The following is a 17,245-nucleotide window of genomic DNA, read 5'->3' as shown; positions in this document are numbered from 1 at the left end:
TCGGTTGATCGTTATGCTGTATTATCAATTTCCCATTTGATTCGGCAGGTAGGTAACAATTTCCGGGAAGAGAGTGATCAGAAACACCCCAGCCATCAGCAGCAGGAAATACGGCATTGCGGCCAGCGCAATCCGGATAATATTGTCACCGGTTAGGCCCTGGATCACGAACAGGTTGAACCCCACCGGAGGTGTTATCTGGCTCATTTCCACAACGATGACCAGGTAGATTCCAAACCACAGCAGGTCGATCCCGGCCGCCTGTACCATCGGCAAGATCACCGAAGTAGTCAGTACCACTACGGAGATACCATCCAGGAAGCACCCCAAAAGAATGAAAAATGCCGTCAGTGCCAGGAGCAGCATGTAAGGGGACAGTGACAGTGTATTGATCCAGGCTGCCAGGTCCCGGGGGATGCCGGTAAAACCCATGGACACGGTCAGAAAGTGGGCGCCCACAAGAATGAAGGCGATCATGGTGGAGGTTTTCACCGTGCCCATCAGAGCATCCATGCAGTTGGCCCGGCTCAGGGAGTCGCCACGCCAGGACAACAGGTGCGCCAACGCCACACCTACCGCAGCCGATTCCGTTGGTGATGCCAGCCCGGCGTATATAGAACCGATGATACCAATGATCAGCAAGATCACCGGGATCAGTGGCCTGCTACGCCGAATCTTCTCTGCCAGCGGCAAGGACCCTTCCTCATCAACTGGCACGCCGGACGGGTTCATCTTGGACCAGATACCCACATAGCCAGCGAACATTACCATCAATAGCAAGCCTGGCAGAATGCCCGCCACGAATAACCTGGCGATGGATTGCTCGGTAGCAACGCCATACACAATGAGAATGATTGACGGGGGAATCAATAGGCCAAGGGTGGCGGAGCCGGCCAGAGTGCCCAGGATCTGCTTGCGGTCGTAGCCTCGTTGGGTGAGCTCCGGTATTGACATCTTTCCGATGGTCGCCGCGGTAGCCGCCGACGAACCGGAAATCGCAGCGAAAATACCACAACCAATGATATTGGTATGAAGCAATCGGCCTGGAATGCGACCAACCCACGGGGCAATACCGTTAAACATTTCCTCCGACAGCCGAGAACGAAAAAGCACCTCGCCCATCCAGATAAACATAGGCAGTGCGGCCAGCTCCCAGGACGCGCTGGCACCGTAAAACGAAGTCGCAAGGCTATAGCCTATGGGAATGTTACTTAGGAAATACAGGGCAGCCAGACCGGTTGCTGTCAGAGCAAAGGCAACCCAAAGCCCTGCTCCGAGCAGAATCAGAAGGCCGACCAGAAGCACCAGGCTCATCCAGATCATGTCCATGGTTTCACTCCAGAGGGGCTTCGTCTTTGATATGGGCAAGCCGGCCAGTGATCAGCCCGGCCAATACATCGAGTAAGGCAACCAGAAGCCAGATGAGCCCGACAACCATTACTGCTTGCGGGATCCAGAGCGGAACCGGAACCATACCAATCGACAGGTCACCAAAGTCATAGCTGTCATAGGTCAACAGCACGCTGTACCAGGTGGCGTAGCCGGTGATCGCCAAAGCAATAACCGTCACCAGAAGGTCCAGGGCTTTCTGGATGCTTTCCGGAAGTACCCTGTGCAAAAGGTCAACCCGGATGTGCCCGCCAACCGACAGGGTGTAGGCCAGCCCGGTGAAGGTGGCGCCTAGCAACAGAAAGCCCGCGAGTTCAGCCAGCCCAGGAATCTGGAGGCCCAGGGAATCCATTCCCAGGGCCAGCAGGCCTTTGTCGAGAACTCGTCCGGACACCTGGAGCACAACCATAACCATGATCGCTGTCAGTTGCAGTGCCGAGATGTACCCGCCGAAACGGTACAGAGAGTCCAGAAACCTGCGCATGGATATGCTCCGGGTTGTTTTTTCTGACTAATCAGGGGCTAGAGTGCGCGATAAGCTTCGATGAGCGCTTTACCGTCGTCACCGGCACGCTCCAGCCATTCCTGCTCCATCGTCGCACCAACTTCCTTGAGGCGCTTGACCAGTGCGTCGCTGGGCTCAGACACGACAATGCCATTCTCTTCCATGATTGCGATCTTGGCATCAGTTTCGGCCTTGCTGGCCTCCCATCCACGCTTCTCAGCTTCAACGGCGGCCGTCTCAATAGCTTTTTGCGTGGATTCGGGAAGCCCTTCGAAAGCTCTTGAGTTGACGATAACCATGTTCTTCGGCAACCACAACTGAGCATGGTTGAAGTGACTCAGGTAATCCCAGGCCCGAGTGTTGGCGCCGGTAGACGGGGATGTAATCATGGCGTCGACCCGTCCGGTTCCAAACGCAACCGGAATGTCGGGCACCTCAACCTGAGTTGGAACGGCGCCCAACAGTTCGGCCAGACGTTCGCTCGATTTGTTGTAGGCACGCATTTTTACACCCCGGAGTTCTTCGCCAGTTTCCACCGGGAATCGGGTGTAAATGCCCTGCGGCGGCCAGGGCACTGCAAACAGTAATTTCAGTCGCTGGCGCTCAAGACGCTCCGCCAGCATATCCCGGGACGCCTGGTAAAGTTTCCAGGCTTCGTCGTAGTTGCTGGCCAGAAAAGGAACCGAATCCACCTCAAACAAAGGATCCTCATTTGCCAGTCGTGACATGATCAGCTCGCCGATGGGTACAAGACCACGGCGAACAGAGTTCTTGATTTCGGGGTGCTTGATGAGAGACCCACCACTGTGAACGGTTATGTTCAACTCTCCATCGGTGGCTTCATTTACATCTTTGGCAAACTCCAGAATGTTGGCAGTATGGAAATTGGAATCGCCGTAAGGTGTCGGCATATCCCAGTTGGTCTCTGCCTGGGCGTTCCCGATGACCACAGAAAGCATAAATGCAGCTAGGTACTTAGCGTTCATCTTCATGTTTCCTCCTTTGGCGCCGGAAAAATTCTGACCCGGGCCGCTCGTTCTTGATTGTTGTTGCAGGCATCTCGAGGGACACCAGCCGAACATAATCACGCTTGGACATTGTGCTTTAATTGAACACATTAGTGGACTAAAAAGTGAGCCGTAAACTTTTCATCAATAAACAATACGGATATTACGATCGCAATATCCACGCGGGTAGTTGTAATCTCCGGGCCGAACACACTGGGCCCCACATAAGGAGGTTAGACATAAACGCTGCGGGGCGACAGGGTCACGACCAGCAGGCGCAGTCCGATAGGTCTGAACACTTTCACGCGGGACGATCCCCCGGCAGGATAGGAGGCAGCAATTTCAGGTCCGCCAGTGGCATGGGCCGGGCAAAGTAATAGCCCTGCAGCAGGTCACAGTGCCGGCGGGCCAGATCCTGTTGTTGCTCCCGGGTTTCAATACCCTCGGCCACCACAGTCATATCCATATTGTGAGCCATGGTAATCACCGCCTGGACAATTGCGGCCATCCGATGGTCGGTCTCAATCGCCTGAATAAAGCTGCGATCGAGTTTCACCCGGTGGGTGGGCAAATCCCGCAGGTAACTGAGACTGGAAAAACCGGTGCCGAAATCGTCCAGTGCCACCCGAATGCCCATGGCCTTGAGTGTCTGCATCAGCTCAATGACCGGGCCCGCGCCATCAAGCAGCACGCTCTCTGTCACCTCCAGTTCCAGCAGCATCGGTGTCAGGCCCGTATCCACCAGAATCTGTTGAACATCCTCCAAAAATCCATCTCGCAGGAACTGTAATGAGGAGATGTTCACGGCCACTGGCAGGACACGCCCGGTCTGGGCACTGAAGTCGACCATGTCCCGGCACGCTTGCTGAAGGATCCAGCGCCCCAACGGAATAATCTGCCCGGTCTGTTCCGCAAGCGGAATAAAGTCACCGGGCGAGACCATGCCTCTGGATGGGTGCTTCCAGCGCACCAGGGCTTCCACACTGCGTAGCCGACCACTGACCGTATCCACCAGGGGTTGATAATGCAGCTCGAATTGTTGCTCGTTCAGGGCGGTGTAAAGATCCTGGCGCAAAGCCACGGTGTGCCGGTTTTTTGCCACCTTGGGCCCACGGTACCACTGCCAGGTGTTTCGCCCTTGTCTTTTAGCCTGGCGCAGGGCCAGATCCGCGTACTGTATGAGCTCATGAGGTTGTTCAAGTGGCCGTGCATTACTTGCAATGCCAATACTGGCACTGAGGTGGACTCGTTGATTCTCAACGATGATGGGTTCGGATACTGCCTCAAGAAAACGCTCGGCCAACTCGACGGCCATTTCCCGGCCGTCACAGTCACCCAGAAGAACACCGAATTCATCCCCGACGAGGCGGGCAACAGTCGCCGTATTGCCCGCCACGGTGCCAAGTCGCCGGGCTACAGTCACCAGAACCTGGCTGCCGATCGAGTGACCAAAGCCTTCATTGATGGGTTTGAAACCATCCAGATTCACATGCAGCACGACGACCCTGCCTGGTTGATCTCTGTACTTCTCAAGAACCTCGCCGAACAGTTCCGTGAACGTTTCCAGATTGGGCAAGCCGGTCAGTAAATCATGGCGGGTCTGAAAACGGATCTGCGCTTCCTGTTCCTTTTGCCGGGTGATGTCCTGCTGAATCCCTATGAAATGCGTGCAGGTGCCATCACGGTCCAGAACTGGACGAATGAGTAGGTGATTCCAAAATAACGTCCCATCCTTGCGGTAGTTCCTCAGTACGACGTCCACCTCGGTCTGGTCGCGCAACCCTGCGCGAATCCGGTCAATGCTCGTCAAATCCGTATTGTCGCCCTGCAGAAAGCGGCAATTGTGACCCAGGATCTCCGCCTCGGAATAGCCTGTCATCGTCAGGAACGACGAATTGACGTAAACCAGCGGCAAATCCGGTTGACGTGCGTCGACCATGACGATGCCGTGAGGGCTGGCCTCGACACCCCGCTTAAGCATACGCAATTCGGTATCCCGCTCACTGCGTCGGGTAATATCTCGGCAGACGCCGTATACGCCGACGATGTTTTCCCCAACGACCACTGGGAAATTGGAGATCTCCAGATGGTAGCAATGCCCGGCCTTGTGAGTTGCCTGAATTTCGTAGGTCACCGATTCGCCACGCCGGGCGTTTTTGAAAGCAGCCAGGGTCCGCTCCCGGTAACTCGGCTCCACAAATTCGTTGAAGTGCGCGCCTACGATATCGGATTGTGAATAGCCCGCGATGCACTCTAGCGCCGCGTTGCAGCTCTGGAAATAGCCCTGGAGATCGAGGGCGAAGACACCATCCGGCTGATTGTTGAACAGCGCTTGATGCCATTCCGACAGGGCAAGATGGTCTCGGGTATCGCGATCACGCAGTAACACAAGTACCGCAAGCGCAGCACCACATTCAAGACTTCTTTGATCAAACTCCGTTGGAGACATCGGATAGCGATAATAGGTGGCAAAGGTTCCGAGCAACTCTCCTTGACCAGTAATAATTGGTAGCGACCAGCAGGCTCGCAGGCCTTCGGCCTCAGCGATGTCGTGATACCCCTCCCAGCGCGAATCCTCGCGAATGTCTTCGGTGACAATCAACCGGCGCTCATAGGCAGCGGTACCGCAGGTGCCCAGCTTGGCAATAACCGGCAGGCCCTGCATGACCTCAAGAAAGCGCTCCGAAAACCAGGAACTGGGCACGAGGCTCAACGTGTTGAGTTCCTGATCAAACCGCATGACTGACACCAGAGCTTCCGGAAGAGTTCTGTTGATCCAGACCGTAATTGCGTTCAGGGTTTCGTTCAGCGGCAGTTGCCGGGCAATCAGCTGATGAATGGCCTGCTGGGATTCCAACAACGTCCGATCATCGTTCATGTTGTCTTCCCAATTTGGCAAAAATGCGTGGAGCGCTGACAGGATTGGCGTTAATAGCCCGGGCCTGATGGTGCCTGACTTTACCCGGACTACAAGGACGACCTGGAATAACCACTGCTCAGGGTAGGGAATTCAGTACCAGTTGTATAGTTGCCTCCATCTTCCTGGCGATGTACCGCTAATGAACCCCTATGCAAACACGTCGACACCAGTTTTGCCTTAAAGAGCATCGTTGCAAAAGGCATTACCCTGTCAATGCCGGCGTAATGCCAGCAACGTCAGGTTTTGTACTTGTCGAGTTTGGCCTGCAATTGCTCGACCACGGTCCTCACCTTCTCCGCCGCTTCATTTGTCGACCCGGCATTTTCATCGCTCATGCCTGCCATTTGCCGGATTTCCTCAAGTCGCTTGTTAATGTCCTCGGACACCTGGCTCTGCTGCTCTGCAGCACTGGCCATTTCAATATTGGTGTCGCGGATGGCGCGAACACCCGTGCGTAACTGCTCGATAGCCGCTCCAGTCTCCGTGATCGTGCCATTGGCTTCTTCGGCAAGCCGAGTGCCATCGATGATCACTTCAACCACACTCTTGACCCCTTCCTGCAGGTATTGGATCTGATCCTGGATTTCCTTGACAGAATCCTGGGTCCGGCTTGCGAGATTACGCACCTCTTCCGATACCACGGCAAAACCACGGCCATGTTCGCCGGCCCTGGCGGCTTCGATGGCAGCATTCAGGGCAAGAAGATTGGTCTGTCCGGAAATATTCTCGATAACAGACAAAATGCTGCCGATGTTTTCGGAGGCATTTTTGAGTGATGCGCTGGAACTGACCGAGCGCTCGCCATTCTCAAGTTGTTTGGCGATGGTCCGGGTGGTTTCCTCAATCAGGGCCTGTCCGTTTTCTGCGGAGTGATCGGCTTCCTTGGCCAAATTCTCTGCCCTTGCAGCACTTTCGGCAACGGTTTGGGCGGTCGCGCTCATTTCGTTCATAGCGGTCGCCACCTGCTCCGTTTGCTGGTTCTGACGGTATAGTACCGATTCGGATTCCGAGGCGATCGCTTTGAGATTTCCGGATGCATCCAGCAGGCTTTGGGTCGAGCCCTTGGTGTCCATAATCGTGGTTTGCAGCCGGTCTATAAGCTTATCAAAGCCCCTGGCCATCAGGTCCAACTCGTTGGTTGTGGTCGGATTGAAACGAGCCGTAAGGTCGCCCTCCCCCTGGGCGATGTCGTTGATGGCCTCGTTCATTTTCTGTAGCGGCTTGGCAATGACCAGCTGCACCAGCACCCCGAGGCAGACGATAATGACAAGACCGCCAACGGCAATCATCAACACGGCGCGCGTAATCTGGGCCCAGACCATGTCGGACACTTCGTCCGTTGCGTAGCCGGTAACAACACTGTACCCCCAGGGCTCGAAGGCCGTCTGCTCAAGCTGCCACTCCTCCGGGGTGGTTTCCAGAATCTCGCTAATCTTGTCGATCTCGATCACATCCGAATGCATTCGCACCTCGCCGTGATCATCCACGAGTCCCACGAATCCGTTATCCAGCAGGCGGGCTGAGGTAATGGCGCCGCTCAATTCCGTCAGGTCGGCTGAATAACCCACGTACCAGATACCGACAGTTTCGCCGGCCCTGTTGAGCATGGGGTTGTAGGCGGTAAGGTAGGGGTTACCAAGAATTTCCACCTGGCCAAAATAGGCTTCTCCACGCTGGATGGCTTGCCCGGCTGCGCCGTTGAGGTTCAGCGTGGTACCGGTGGCTCGTGCACCATCCTGTTTCTTTACGTTGGTGGACACACGGACATAGTCCTGGCCGTCCTTCACAAAGAGGGTGGCGGTCCCACCCATAACCGCGGTGACACCATCCACCAGGCCGTAGTTGTTGTTGACCAGTACGTCGCCGAGAAAGAGCGCGGGTGTCTCCTTACCGGCAACCGCCTCGTACCCCTCGATTCGCGGTGCCCCGAGTTGTTGGCCTCTGGCCGTCAACAGGCTCAGGGAACTTTCAACGCGCTTGGCCATGAGATCGTCGGTAACGGACAGAATTCTGAGGACGTTGCCCCTCAACTCGTTGCGCTGATCAAGCACGTCGGTCTCGATGGCATCCCGGGTCTCCCAGGCAATCAAGGTGCTTGCCACAGCCATGATCAGAACAATCAGTGCTGAGACGGTAGTAATAAAAAGATTTCGAATCGTCACATTGACTCCCGGGAAGCCTATTCATTGGGTGGCGAGATTACGGATCAGGGATTGGCGTTATCCATTGATCACACATGCTATTTGAACTATCGGCACTGATGGCAGGAACTGAAGCCGTTGACTGAAAAAAATGGCGCCTGAGGCCGAGACCACAGCGCCTGCGGGCGACAGACATCGTGAGCCGCGTGGGCGGAGAGGATTTTATGGTTTTACTGCCGAATAGTCGAAGAGAGGCAGCCGTAGAGGTGGCGGAAAATCTTCGTCAGACCGTGAGTCAAACTGAATTCCGGTGTGAGAATGATACAGTCTTCGCCACCACGATCAGTGGTGGCGCCCTGGAGATGACAGAGGGCCTTGTTTCAGTTGCGGACCTGGTCGAGCGGTCAGACGGTAATCATTTTTTGGGTGATTATTTGAGTTCCCTGCTCCGGCTGGCGATTACCTGATCAGGCCTGCACCTGCTGGCCTCTTTTCAATCCACCGGGTACCGACAGCAATTGATGTGATCCACGGATCGAGAGAAGATACCGCTTTCCGGCTTCATGGATGAAACCGCGCGCCCTCTGCAAACCAACAACCACAAGAAGGGACTTGCCATGAAACTGAAAGATTCCGTCGCCATTGTTACCGGCTCCTCCTCCGGTATCGGCGCCGCCATCGCCCGCCTGTTTGCCGAACACGGCTGCCACGTGGCGATCAACTACAGTAACAATGAGGATGGCGCCCGAGCGGTCGCCGCCGACTGCGAGAAGCACGGTGTAAAAACCCTGGTAATGCGCGCCGATGTGGCGGAAGACGCCGACTGCCGTGCTCTGGTGGACGCCACCCTGGACCAGCTGGGCCGTGTTGATATCCTGGTAAACAACGCCGGCACCACCAAATTCTGTCATCACGCCAACCTCGACGGCCTCGATAAACAGGACTTTCTCGACCTGTACGCCGTCAATACCGTGGGCCCCTACCAGATGACCCGTGCCGCCGAGAAAGCCCTGCGGGCCAATGGTTCCGGGCACATCATCAACATGGCTTCCATTGCCGGTCTCGCCGGTATCGGCAGTTCCATTGCCTATGCCGCCTCAAAGGGCGCCCTGTTAACCATGACCCGCTCCCTGGCCCGGATCATGGGCCCGGAAGTCCGCGTCAATGCCGTCTGCCCCGGTTTCGTACAGGGTGAATGGCTGAAAAAGGGCCTGGGCGAAACCAAGTACGACGCGTTGCTGGAGAAGACTAAGGCTGCCTCGCCCCTGCACGATGCCGCCTCACCGGAAACCGTAGCCGACGCCTGCCTCGGCCTGATCATCGGGGGCGACCTGACCACCGGGGAAACCATCCTCATCGACGGCGGCGCTCACCTGGGCATGGCGCCGGTCCGTCGCTAACAGCCCTGATCAGAGGGCCCCACTTCGAATCAAAGAGAACGTCCTGACATGAGCAATAAACCTAGCATCCTGATCGTCGGCGCCGGCGCCATTGGCAGTTTTTATGGCGCCATCCTTAAAAAAGCCGGATGCAGCGTCAGCACCGTGCTGCGCTCCGAATACGACGTGGTGAAAGCCAACGGCATAACCATTTCGAGCCCCCTGGGGGATCTCTCCTACCGACCGGACCACGTCTACCGTGGCGGCGACACCCCGGTGGCAGAACCGGATTACCTGATCCTGTGTGTGAAGGTACTGCCGGGCGTGGACCGCGCCGCCCTGGTTAAACCCTGGATGGGCAGCAACACCCGCCTGGTGCTGATCGAGAATGGCCTGGACATCGAACGGGAGCTGGCCGACGCCTACCCGGACAATCCCCTCATCAGCTGCCTGGCCTTCATCGCCGCAAGCCGCACCGAACCGGGCGTGGTGGAGCACAAGGCCTATGGCAAGCTGGTTATGGGCCGCTACCCCAAAGGCATCGACGACAACTGCCGGGAACTGTCACAGCTGTTCATCGACGGCGGCATCAGCATCGACCTGACCGAGCAGGTGGTGGGCGAGCGCTGGCGAAAATGCCTGTGGAACACCCCGTTCAACCCCCTGTCGGTTATCGCCAATGGCGCCGACACGAAAACCATTCTGGACACCGAAGGCGGTGAGGATCTGATCCGCGCCATGATCAGCGAAGTCATGGCTGTGGCTGCCGCCGAAGGCTACCCCATGGACGACAAGGTGATCGAGCAGAACATCGACGGCACTCGCAAGATGCCGCCCTACAAGAACAGCATGGCGCTGGACTACCTCAATGGCCGGCCCATCGAGCGGGAGGCCGTGCTGGGCAATGTGGTGACCATCGCACAACGTCATGGCATTCCGGTACCGCACCTGAACACCGTCCTGGTGACGCTGAAAATGCGGGCGGCGCTGGAAGGCCGTGACTGACCGGAGCACCCCTCCTGGCAGCCAGAGAATGCAGGGCCGGCATGCACCCGTGACGTTGTCCGGCAACGGCCCTGGTGGGATTGAGGCTCGCCGCCCTTCGGAACGGGACTACTGCTGCCCGGGTTACTCCAGCCTGCAGTATCTGGCACTAAGGCGTTCACAGTCTGGAAGTTGGTTCGTTTTTAGAGCAGCATGGTTTTTCCCTTGTCAGTAATCTGACCGGAGGCGTTCATGCTTGGTTTTGAAAGTCGACAGCGCGATGCCGGCCCAGCGAGGTTCACGTTCATCAATGCAGCGGGGAGAACGCCATTCCATCCGCGCCACGAGAAGTCCTTATGAAAAAACGACTGCCCCAGGAAACTAACTCTATCGTTACGACCCTCCAAGACCTCGCACAGTTGGCAGACTATTCGCTGATGGATCGACTGAACTGCGACCCGGACGCAAATGCTATCGGAAATGACCACGCCCCGCGCCAGGTCTTTACCGGCCACTATGTCCCCGTCGATCCTACGCCAATCGAAGCCCCCGATTACGTTGCCCACAGCCAAGACCTGTTTCAGGAACTCGGCTTCGCCGACAGCATGGCGCAGTCGGCTGATTTCGTCCGCGTGTTCTCTGGCGACCTTTCATCCGTTCCGGAACCAATGCGCAAGGTCGGCTGGGCCTGTGGTTACGCCCTTTCCATCTATGGCACCGAATATAATCAGCAGTGCCCCTTCCAGACCGGCAACGGGTACGGCGACGGCAGGGCAATTTCCGTGCTTGAGGCCGTCATCAACGGTCAACGCTGGGAAATGCAGCTCAAAGGTGGCGGCCGGACGCCATACTGTCGCGGCGCCGACGGCCGGGCGGTTCTGCGCTCAAGTGTGCGGGAATTCCTGGCCCAGGAGCACATGCATGCGCTCGGGGTGCCAACATCCCGGTCACTGAGCCTGTACGTTTCGAAAACGGAGAAAGTTAAGCGTCCGTGGTACTCGGAGGGCTCGCGTTCGTTGGATCCAGACCGGCTGATCTCAGAGCCGGTTGCCATCTCGACGCGGGTTGCCCCGTCGTTCATCCGGGTAGGCCAACTCGAACTCTTCGCTCGTCGTGCCCGGAACAAAGCACACCCCAAAGCGATGGAAGAGCTAGAAAAAATTGTATTGCACCTGGTTGATCGAGAATACGGTGACGTCATCGACCATAAACTGGACACCGCAAAAAAAGCGGTGTTGCTTGCGCGCGAGTTCCGCAGCCGACTCACCGCTCTGGTGGCTAACTGGATCCGCGTCGGCTACTGCCAGGGCAACTTCAACAGTGACAACTGCGCAGCCGGTGGCTTCACCCTCGACTACGGACCATTCGGTTTCTGCGAGGTGTTCAACCCGCGCTACCAGCCATGGACGGGTGGCGGGCATCACTTCTCGTTCCTGAACCAGCCGGTGGCGGCGGAGCGCAATTTCCAGATGTTCTGTTCGGCTTTACAGCCGTTGCTGACCGCGCATAAGGAGTGCCTGTGGCAGCTCGACGAAATTCGAAGCGATTTTTCAAAGGTGATGCAAACGCAAATGGAAAGGATGTGGGCTGCCAAACTTGGGCTTGATGCATTTCACGCAGACTTGTTCAGCGAGCTTGAAACACTGATGGTGCAAACACCCGTGGATTACACCATCTTTTTCCGCGAGCTCTCGACCGTGCCTGGCGACATTGGCCCACTCAAGAAAAGCTTTTATAAAGAACTGAATAGTACAGGGGCATTAAGGCCATTGATGCAAGAGGGAGACTCCGAAAGGATGGAAAAGCGCTGGTCAGCATGGCTCACCAAATGGCAACGGCTCACTGGCATCGGTAGCCTCACCGACGCAAACTCTGCGCCGTCCCGCTCTCGCGAGGAGCTTTCCCAACGGATGAAACTCGTCAACCCAAAATACAGTATGCGGGAGTGGTTCGTTGCACCCGCGTATCAGCAAGCGTCCAAGGGCAACTACGCTCCACTCCGGGAGTTGCAGCAAGTCATGACGCAGCCATACGCCGAGCAATCAACTGAAATCGAGGAACAATATTACAGGCTGAAGCCGTCGAGGTTATTCGATGTCGGTGGGCTGTCCCATTACAGCTGCTCGTCGTGACCGAACAAGTAAGGGAAAAGAATCCTAGGCGCAGGCTTGCGATGATGTCGGGTACAAAGGCCAATATCAGCTACGTGATTTACGGAAGAAAGGGATGACCGGTGAATTTCTGTTTTAGGGTGAGAACAACAATGGCGGCCACAAGACCGAAGCAAGTCGCAAACACTACCGATGGGTTCGCCCGCCGGAGCGTTCAAAATCGACACTGAAATCGCTTCGGGATGCCAACGAAGAGTAAAACGTTGTCGCCAATATACCGCCGACTCATGGGCCGTCGCTCTAACTCATTGGAACCAAAGGAGAAATAATGGAGGCGCGGGTCGGAATCGAACCGGCGTTAACGGAGTTGCAGTCCGCTGCATAACCACTCTGCCACCGCGCCGGGAAAGTCCGAAAGGAGATCGAGACTTTTACTGCTTCTCCTGGAACTGGGCCGGGAGATTTTCTGAACCTTAAGACTTCAGACAATTTCAACCGTGCAACCGGATTTGAAATTGGAGCGGGAAACGAGATTCGAACTCGCGACCCCAACCTTGGCAAGGTTGTGCTCTACCACTGAGCTATTCCCGCTTGATCAACGAGGGGGTATTCTACGGATTCGATCGGGTGCGTCAACCGTTTTTTCAAGGTTATGTATTAGTTAGTGATTATCTTGCTACCGTGCTCTCATCATACCTATCCTTTATGGCTCACCCCCAATCAGCAGACAGTTAACAGGAACGATCCGACCATGACATCAGCCGGGCATATTGAGCCTCGGGAGAAGCACCTTAGCATTGGCGGCGACTGGACACTGGCACACTACGCGACCTTGCGGCAGCAGGTCGACCGGGTGGCGGCCTCGCAGCCTGCGGGCAAACAACTCGACCTGCGCCAACTCGGGGGACTGGATACCGCCGGCGCTGCCTTGCTTGCGGAGCTGATGGGAGCAGAGCAGCTACAGGATCTGGCCCGGTCAAGCCCTTATCTGTCGCCTGAACGGCGAGCCCTCCTCGAGACCGTAGCCAGGGCAATGGCATCGGCACCGCCTGCGGAAGCGATCCCAGCCCCCACGATCAGGAGCCAACTCGCAGAGCTGGGATACACTGTTGAAGGCTACTGGAATCAGCAACGCCTGGTGATGGGTTTTACCGGCCAGGTCCTGAGCACCATGGCCCGTCTGTTGCCTCGGCCCCGGCGCTGGCGAATCACCTCGCTGGTCGTCCATATCCAGCAGACCGGCCTTAATGCCCTCCCCATCGTTGCCTTGCTGACCTTTCTGGTGGGTGCCGTGGTCGCATTCCTGGGGGCTACCGTGCTGCGGGACTTTGGTGCCACTATTTATACAGTTAGCCTGGTTGCGCTTGCGTTTCTGCGGGAGTTCGGTGTGCTACTTGCCGCTATCCTCCTGGCCGGGCGCACTGCCAGTGCCTTCACGGCGCAATTGGGCTCCATGAAGGCCAATGAGGAGATCGATGCCTTGCGCACTCTGGGCCTGGACCCTGTCGAATTGCTGGTGGTGCCCCGGGTCCTGTCGCTGATGGTCACGCTGCCGATACTGACCTTTGTCGGTATGCTCAGCGGTATCCTGGGTGGCTCCCTGGTGTGCCTGCTAGCCCTGGACATCTCCACGGCGCAAATCCTGGCGATCCTGCAGCGGGACGTGGCAGTAATTCACTTACTCGTGGGTCTTGGCAAAGCTCCGGTTTTCGCTTTCGTGATCGCTGTCATTGGCTGCCTTGAGGGCTTCAAGGCCAGTAACAGTGCCCAATCCGTTGGCGAACACACCACATCAAGCGTGGTACAGTCGATCTTCATGGTGATCCTTCTGGATGCCATCGCCGCTATATTTTTCATGGAGATGGGTTGGTGAGAGCGCACCCGACAACACCACAGAGCCTGATAAAAATACGCGGTCTGGACAATCGCTTTGGCACTCATCAGGTGCACGAAAATCTGGACCTCGATGTATACCGTGGTGAGATTATAGGTGTGGTGGGAGGGTCCGGTACCGGCAAGTCGGTGCTGTTGCGCAGTATTGTCGGACTGCACCGGCCTTCTGCCGGGCGTATCGAGGTGTTCGGACACAACCTCCAGGAACTGTCCGCGGCGCAGCGCTCGCGAACCGAGCGTCGTTTCGGGGTGCTGTTTCAGCGTGGCGCCCTGTTCAGTTCACTTACGTTGGTGGAGAACGTCGCCCTGCCCCTCATCGAGCATGCGCGGCTGGCCCGGAACGATGCCGAACACCTGGCTGGCGTCAAGCTGGCGCTGACGGGGTTGCCGGGGAGCGCTTCTGACAAATATCCCGCGGAGCTTTCCGGGGGCATGGTCAAGCGTGCTGCCCTGGCCCGGGCCCTGGCGCTGGATCCGGAGGTGCTGTTTCTGGACGAGCCCACCGCGGGTCTCGACCCCATCGGCGCAGCTGCCTTCGACGAACTGATTGTCACGCTCAGGGATGCGCTCGGCTTCAGCGTCTTCCTGGTGACCCATGATCTGGATACCCTGTACGCCGTCTGTGACCGGGTCGCTGTATTGTCACAAAAGCACGTGCTGGTGGCAGACCGGCTGTCCGTGGTCGAGGCGACCGACGATCCCTGGATACGGGAGTATTTCCACGGTCCCCGCGGCCGTGCCGCCCACCAGGCGGCAGCGCCTGAGGAGGCATACTGAATGGAACCCAGAGCCCATCATGTACTGATCGGACTGTTCACTGTGGTCAGTCTCGGCGCGGCCCTGCTGTTCGCGCTGTGGTTGGGACAGACCGGCACAGATCGCGAGTACGTCTGGTATCGGGTGATCTTTGAACGCGGCGTCAGCGGGCTGTCCGAAGGCAACACGGTACAGTACAGCGGAATCAGCGTAGGCGATGTGATGGAGCTGAGTCTGGACCCCGACGACCCTCGCCGGGTCCGGGTGTTGATACGGGTCGACAGCGAGGTGCCAATCAGGCAGGACACTCGGGCCGGGCTGGTGCTGACCAACATAACCGGGAGCATGAGCGTCGACCTGCAAGGCGGAACCCCGGAAAGCCCCCTCCTCGAGGGAGGTCACCGTGATTCACCGACCGTGATCATTGCGGATCCGTCAACCCTGAGTACCGTGCTGGCCTCCAGTGAACAGCTATTTACCAAGATCGACAGTCTGCTGACGAATGCCAACGCGCTTATCTCGGAGGACAATGTTGACAATCTTTCACGCATTCTGATTAACCTAGAGCGCGCATCGACGGGCATGCTGGCGCAAGGGGGGCAGATAGACCAGTTGATGATGCGGCTCACCAGCACCAGCATACAGGCTGAAGAAACCCTCGCCACTTACAGGCAACTGGGTGATAAAGCCAATGCACTACTTGATACCGAGGGCCGCGATATGCTGGCCTCGGCCCGGCGCACCATACTCGCCCTTGAGGCGTCGGCCTCACGCCTGGACGAATTGACAGAAACAAACCGCGGCTCCCTGGACCAGGGTATGCGGGGAGTCGGCGAGCTCGCTCCGGCGCTGCGGGAATTGCGCAGCACAATGCGTAATCTGAACCGTGTGGTACAACGATTGGAAGATGATCCGGCCGGGATGCTGCTCGGCCGTGAACCCATTCAGGAGTTTAACCCTTGATCGTGCCCACTGATTTCAGCCGTGTTGCCATCGTGTTGATGTTTGTCATGCTAAGTGGCTGCACCGTATTCCCTGCGCAACCGCCCCACCGCATGTTCCTGCTGCCGGTATCGGAGGTTCCGGGGTCCACCGGAGAACGCCTTGATCTGACGCTTAGGGTCATCACGCCCCTCGCCGTCGCACCTCTGGACAGCGCCCGCATTGTGGTCCGGCCTGGAGGTAATGAGCTGAGCGTATATGGTGGTGCGCGCTGGAATGAGAATGCACCGGTGTTGTTGCGGGACCATCTGATCGAATCCTTTCGCCGGGACGGACGCTTCGCAAGCGTCGTCAGTGGTGGTAATCCGTCTCGCAGTAACCTGGTACTGGTCAGTGATCTGAATGGATTTCACGCCGAATACCGGGACGGTAAACCAGAAGCCGTGATCCGTCTGGATGTGCAGTTGATCGCGGAGAATAGCCGCGGCACGCTGGCCACCCGGCGCTTCGAAGTCAGCGAGCCAAGCGCCAGCGAGGCACTGGATGATGTGGTAATTGCGTTCGGCAGGGCCAGCACACGTCTGGGCCAGCAAGTGGCTGACTGGGCGGTGTCCCGCCACAATCTTGACTAGTGTGTTCGGTCTGGCTCGCCCGAGAGGCTAGCTGTGCCCCTGATCGGGAAACAGGTCCGGCCAGGCAGCCCTCAGGTAGAGAACCATGGACCAGAGTGTCAGCACCGCTGCTACATAAAGCACAGTAATACCAACGGTGGCACCAACCATGCCCGGTGGAAATGCCAGCAATGTGATGATGGCAACCATCTGGGCCGTGGTCTTGATTTTACCAATATAGGAGACGGCCACACTTCCCCGGCTCCCCATTTCGGCCATCCATTCCCTCAAGGCGGATATGACGATTTCCCGACAGATGATGATCGTCGCCGGTATGGTCAGAAAAATACTGTGGTATTCGTCGATCAGTACCGTAAGTGCCACCGCGACCATAAGCTTATCCGCCACCGGATCGAGGAAGGCCCCGAACGGCGTGCTCTGGTCCCACTTCCGAGCAAGGTAGCCGTCCAGCCAGTCCGTTGCCGCAGCAAACGCAAAAATCGCAGCGGCAGTGAGGTAGCTCCAGCTATAGGGCAGATAAAAAATCACCACGAACACCGGTATCATGACAATACGCGACATGGTCAGAATGTTCGGCAGATTCATG

The 17,245-nt window shown here is 57.2% G+C and carries 14 protein-coding genes and 2 tRNA genes; 8 read left to right on the top strand and 8 right to left on the bottom strand.

All coding sequences use genetic code 11. The annotated features are described in order from the left end of the window. Positions 1-24: 24 nt before the first annotated feature. The 5 genes from F6Y09_RS12625 to F6Y09_RS12605 all read right to left on the bottom strand — a co-directional run bounded on the left by F6Y09_RS12625 (position 25) and on the right by F6Y09_RS12605 (position 7,983). Entirely contained in the window at positions 25-1,329 is a 1,305-nt protein-coding gene (locus F6Y09_RS12625) for a TRAP transporter large permease (protein WP_152207283.1), read from the bottom strand. 4 nt (positions 1,330-1,333) lie between these two features. Beyond that, a complete protein-coding gene (locus tag F6Y09_RS12620; protein ID WP_152207282.1) occupies positions 1,334-1,873 on the bottom strand; it encodes a TRAP transporter small permease in 540 nt (179 codons plus the stop codon). A gap of 38 nt (positions 1,874-1,911) precedes the next feature. Beyond that, positions 1,912-2,886 (bottom strand): TRAP transporter substrate-binding protein, encoded by a 975-nt coding sequence (locus tag F6Y09_RS12615; protein ID WP_179959409.1) that lies wholly within the window; start codon positions 2,884-2,886, stop codon positions 1,912-1,914. Between the two features lie 316 nt (positions 2,887-3,202). After that, positions 3,203-5,779 carry a bifunctional diguanylate cyclase/phosphodiesterase gene (locus tag F6Y09_RS12610; protein WP_152207280.1) on the bottom strand — a complete coding sequence of 859 codons (2,577 nt, stop codon included), beginning with the start codon at positions 5,777-5,779 and terminating at the stop codon, positions 3,203-3,205. 278 nt (positions 5,780-6,057) lie between these two features. Then, entirely contained in the window at positions 6,058-7,983 is a 1,926-nt protein-coding gene (locus F6Y09_RS12605) for a methyl-accepting chemotaxis protein (RefSeq protein ID WP_152207279.1), read from the bottom strand. Between the two features lie 137 nt (positions 7,984-8,120). Between F6Y09_RS12605 and F6Y09_RS12600 the strand changes: the two genes are divergently transcribed. From F6Y09_RS12600 to F6Y09_RS12585, 4 genes are all read left to right on the top strand, one after another. After that, positions 8,121-8,429 (top strand): diguanylate cyclase, encoded by a 309-nt coding sequence (locus F6Y09_RS12600; RefSeq protein WP_152207278.1) that lies wholly within the window; start codon positions 8,121-8,123, stop codon positions 8,427-8,429. 150 nt (positions 8,430-8,579) lie between these two features. After that, complete coding sequence (locus tag F6Y09_RS12595) at positions 8,580-9,362, top strand: SDR family NAD(P)-dependent oxidoreductase (protein WP_152207277.1); 783 nt, start codon at positions 8,580-8,582, stop codon at positions 9,360-9,362. 48 nt (positions 9,363-9,410) lie between these two features. Next, a complete protein-coding gene (locus tag F6Y09_RS12590; RefSeq protein ID WP_152207276.1) occupies positions 9,411-10,346 on the top strand; it encodes a ketopantoate reductase family protein in 936 nt (311 codons plus the stop codon). Positions 10,347-10,681: 335 nt separating this feature from the next. After that, a complete protein-coding gene (locus F6Y09_RS12585) occupies positions 10,682-12,457 on the top strand; it encodes a protein adenylyltransferase SelO (RefSeq protein ID WP_152207275.1) in 1,776 nt (591 codons plus the stop codon). Between the two features lie 308 nt (positions 12,458-12,765). Here F6Y09_RS12585 and F6Y09_RS12580 read toward each other — a convergent pair. Beyond that, positions 12,766-12,839, bottom strand: a tRNA-Cys gene (locus F6Y09_RS12580). Between the two features lie 113 nt (positions 12,840-12,952). Continuing rightward, positions 12,953-13,027, bottom strand: a tRNA-Gly gene (locus F6Y09_RS12575). Between the two features lie 160 nt (positions 13,028-13,187). Between F6Y09_RS12575 and F6Y09_RS12570 the strand changes: the two genes are divergently transcribed. From F6Y09_RS12570 to F6Y09_RS12555, 4 genes are read left to right on the top strand one after another with little or no spacing between them, the layout of a single operon-like run. After that, positions 13,188-14,309 (top strand): ABC transporter permease, encoded by a 1,122-nt coding sequence (locus F6Y09_RS12570; RefSeq protein WP_152207274.1) that lies wholly within the window; start codon positions 13,188-13,190, stop codon positions 14,307-14,309. Then, entirely contained in the window at positions 14,306-15,106 is an 801-nt protein-coding gene (locus tag F6Y09_RS12565) for an ABC transporter ATP-binding protein (RefSeq protein WP_152207273.1), read from the top strand. Before F6Y09_RS12570 ends, F6Y09_RS12565 begins: the two co-directional genes overlap by 4 nt. After that, on the top strand, positions 15,107-16,048 hold the full coding sequence (locus F6Y09_RS12560; protein ID WP_152207272.1) for an MlaD family protein: 942 nt from the start codon (positions 15,107-15,109) through the stop codon (positions 16,046-16,048). Positions 16,049-16,050: 2 nt separating this feature from the next. Then, on the top strand, positions 16,051-16,659 hold the full coding sequence (locus F6Y09_RS12555) for an ABC-type transport auxiliary lipoprotein family protein (RefSeq protein ID WP_246180534.1): 609 nt from the start codon (positions 16,051-16,053) through the stop codon (positions 16,657-16,659). Positions 16,660-16,686: 27 nt separating this feature from the next. Here the strand turns inward: F6Y09_RS12555 and pgsA are convergent, their stop codons facing one another. Further along, positions 16,687-17,244, bottom strand: coding sequence for a CDP-diacylglycerol--glycerol-3-phosphate 3-phosphatidyltransferase (gene pgsA / locus F6Y09_RS12550; RefSeq protein WP_152207445.1), 558 nt, complete (start codon positions 17,242-17,244; stop codon positions 16,687-16,689). Position 17,245 lies beyond the last annotated feature (1 nt).

The organism is Marinobacter changyiensis, from assembly GCF_009193265.1.
Lineage (GTDB): Bacteria > Pseudomonadota > Gammaproteobacteria > Pseudomonadales > Oleiphilaceae > Marinobacter > Marinobacter changyiensis.
The sequence above is the reverse complement of the archived record's forward strand: the minus strand, read 5'-3'. Positions and strand labels throughout refer to the sequence as shown.

Coding starts and splice junctions, on each gene's coding strand:
- F6Y09_RS12560 (WP_152207272.1), top strand. CDS start 15,107: ATGGAACCCAGAGCCCATCATGTACTGATCGGACTGTTCACTGTGGTC.
- F6Y09_RS12610 (WP_152207280.1), bottom strand. CDS start 5,779: ATGAACGATGATCGGACGTTGTTGGAATCCCAGCAGGCCATTCATCAG.
- F6Y09_RS12620 (WP_152207282.1), bottom strand. CDS start 1,873: ATGCGCAGGTTTCTGGACTCTCTGTACCGTTTCGGCGGGTACATCTCG.
- F6Y09_RS12590 (WP_152207276.1), top strand. CDS start 9,411: ATGAGCAATAAACCTAGCATCCTGATCGTCGGCGCCGGCGCCATTGGC.
- F6Y09_RS12570 (WP_152207274.1), top strand. CDS start 13,188: ATGACATCAGCCGGGCATATTGAGCCTCGGGAGAAGCACCTTAGCATT.
- F6Y09_RS12595 (WP_152207277.1), top strand. CDS start 8,580: ATGAAACTGAAAGATTCCGTCGCCATTGTTACCGGCTCCTCCTCCGGT.
- F6Y09_RS12625 (WP_152207283.1), bottom strand. CDS start 1,329: ATGGACATGATCTGGATGAGCCTGGTGCTTCTGGTCGGCCTTCTGATT.
- F6Y09_RS12615 (WP_179959409.1), bottom strand. CDS start 2,886: ATGAAGATGAACGCTAAGTACCTAGCTGCATTTATGCTTTCTGTGGTC.
- F6Y09_RS12585 (WP_152207275.1), top strand. CDS start 10,682: ATGAAAAAACGACTGCCCCAGGAAACTAACTCTATCGTTACGACCCTC.
- pgsA (WP_152207445.1), bottom strand. CDS start 17,244: ATGAATCTGCCGAACATTCTGACCATGTCGCGTATTGTCATGATACCG.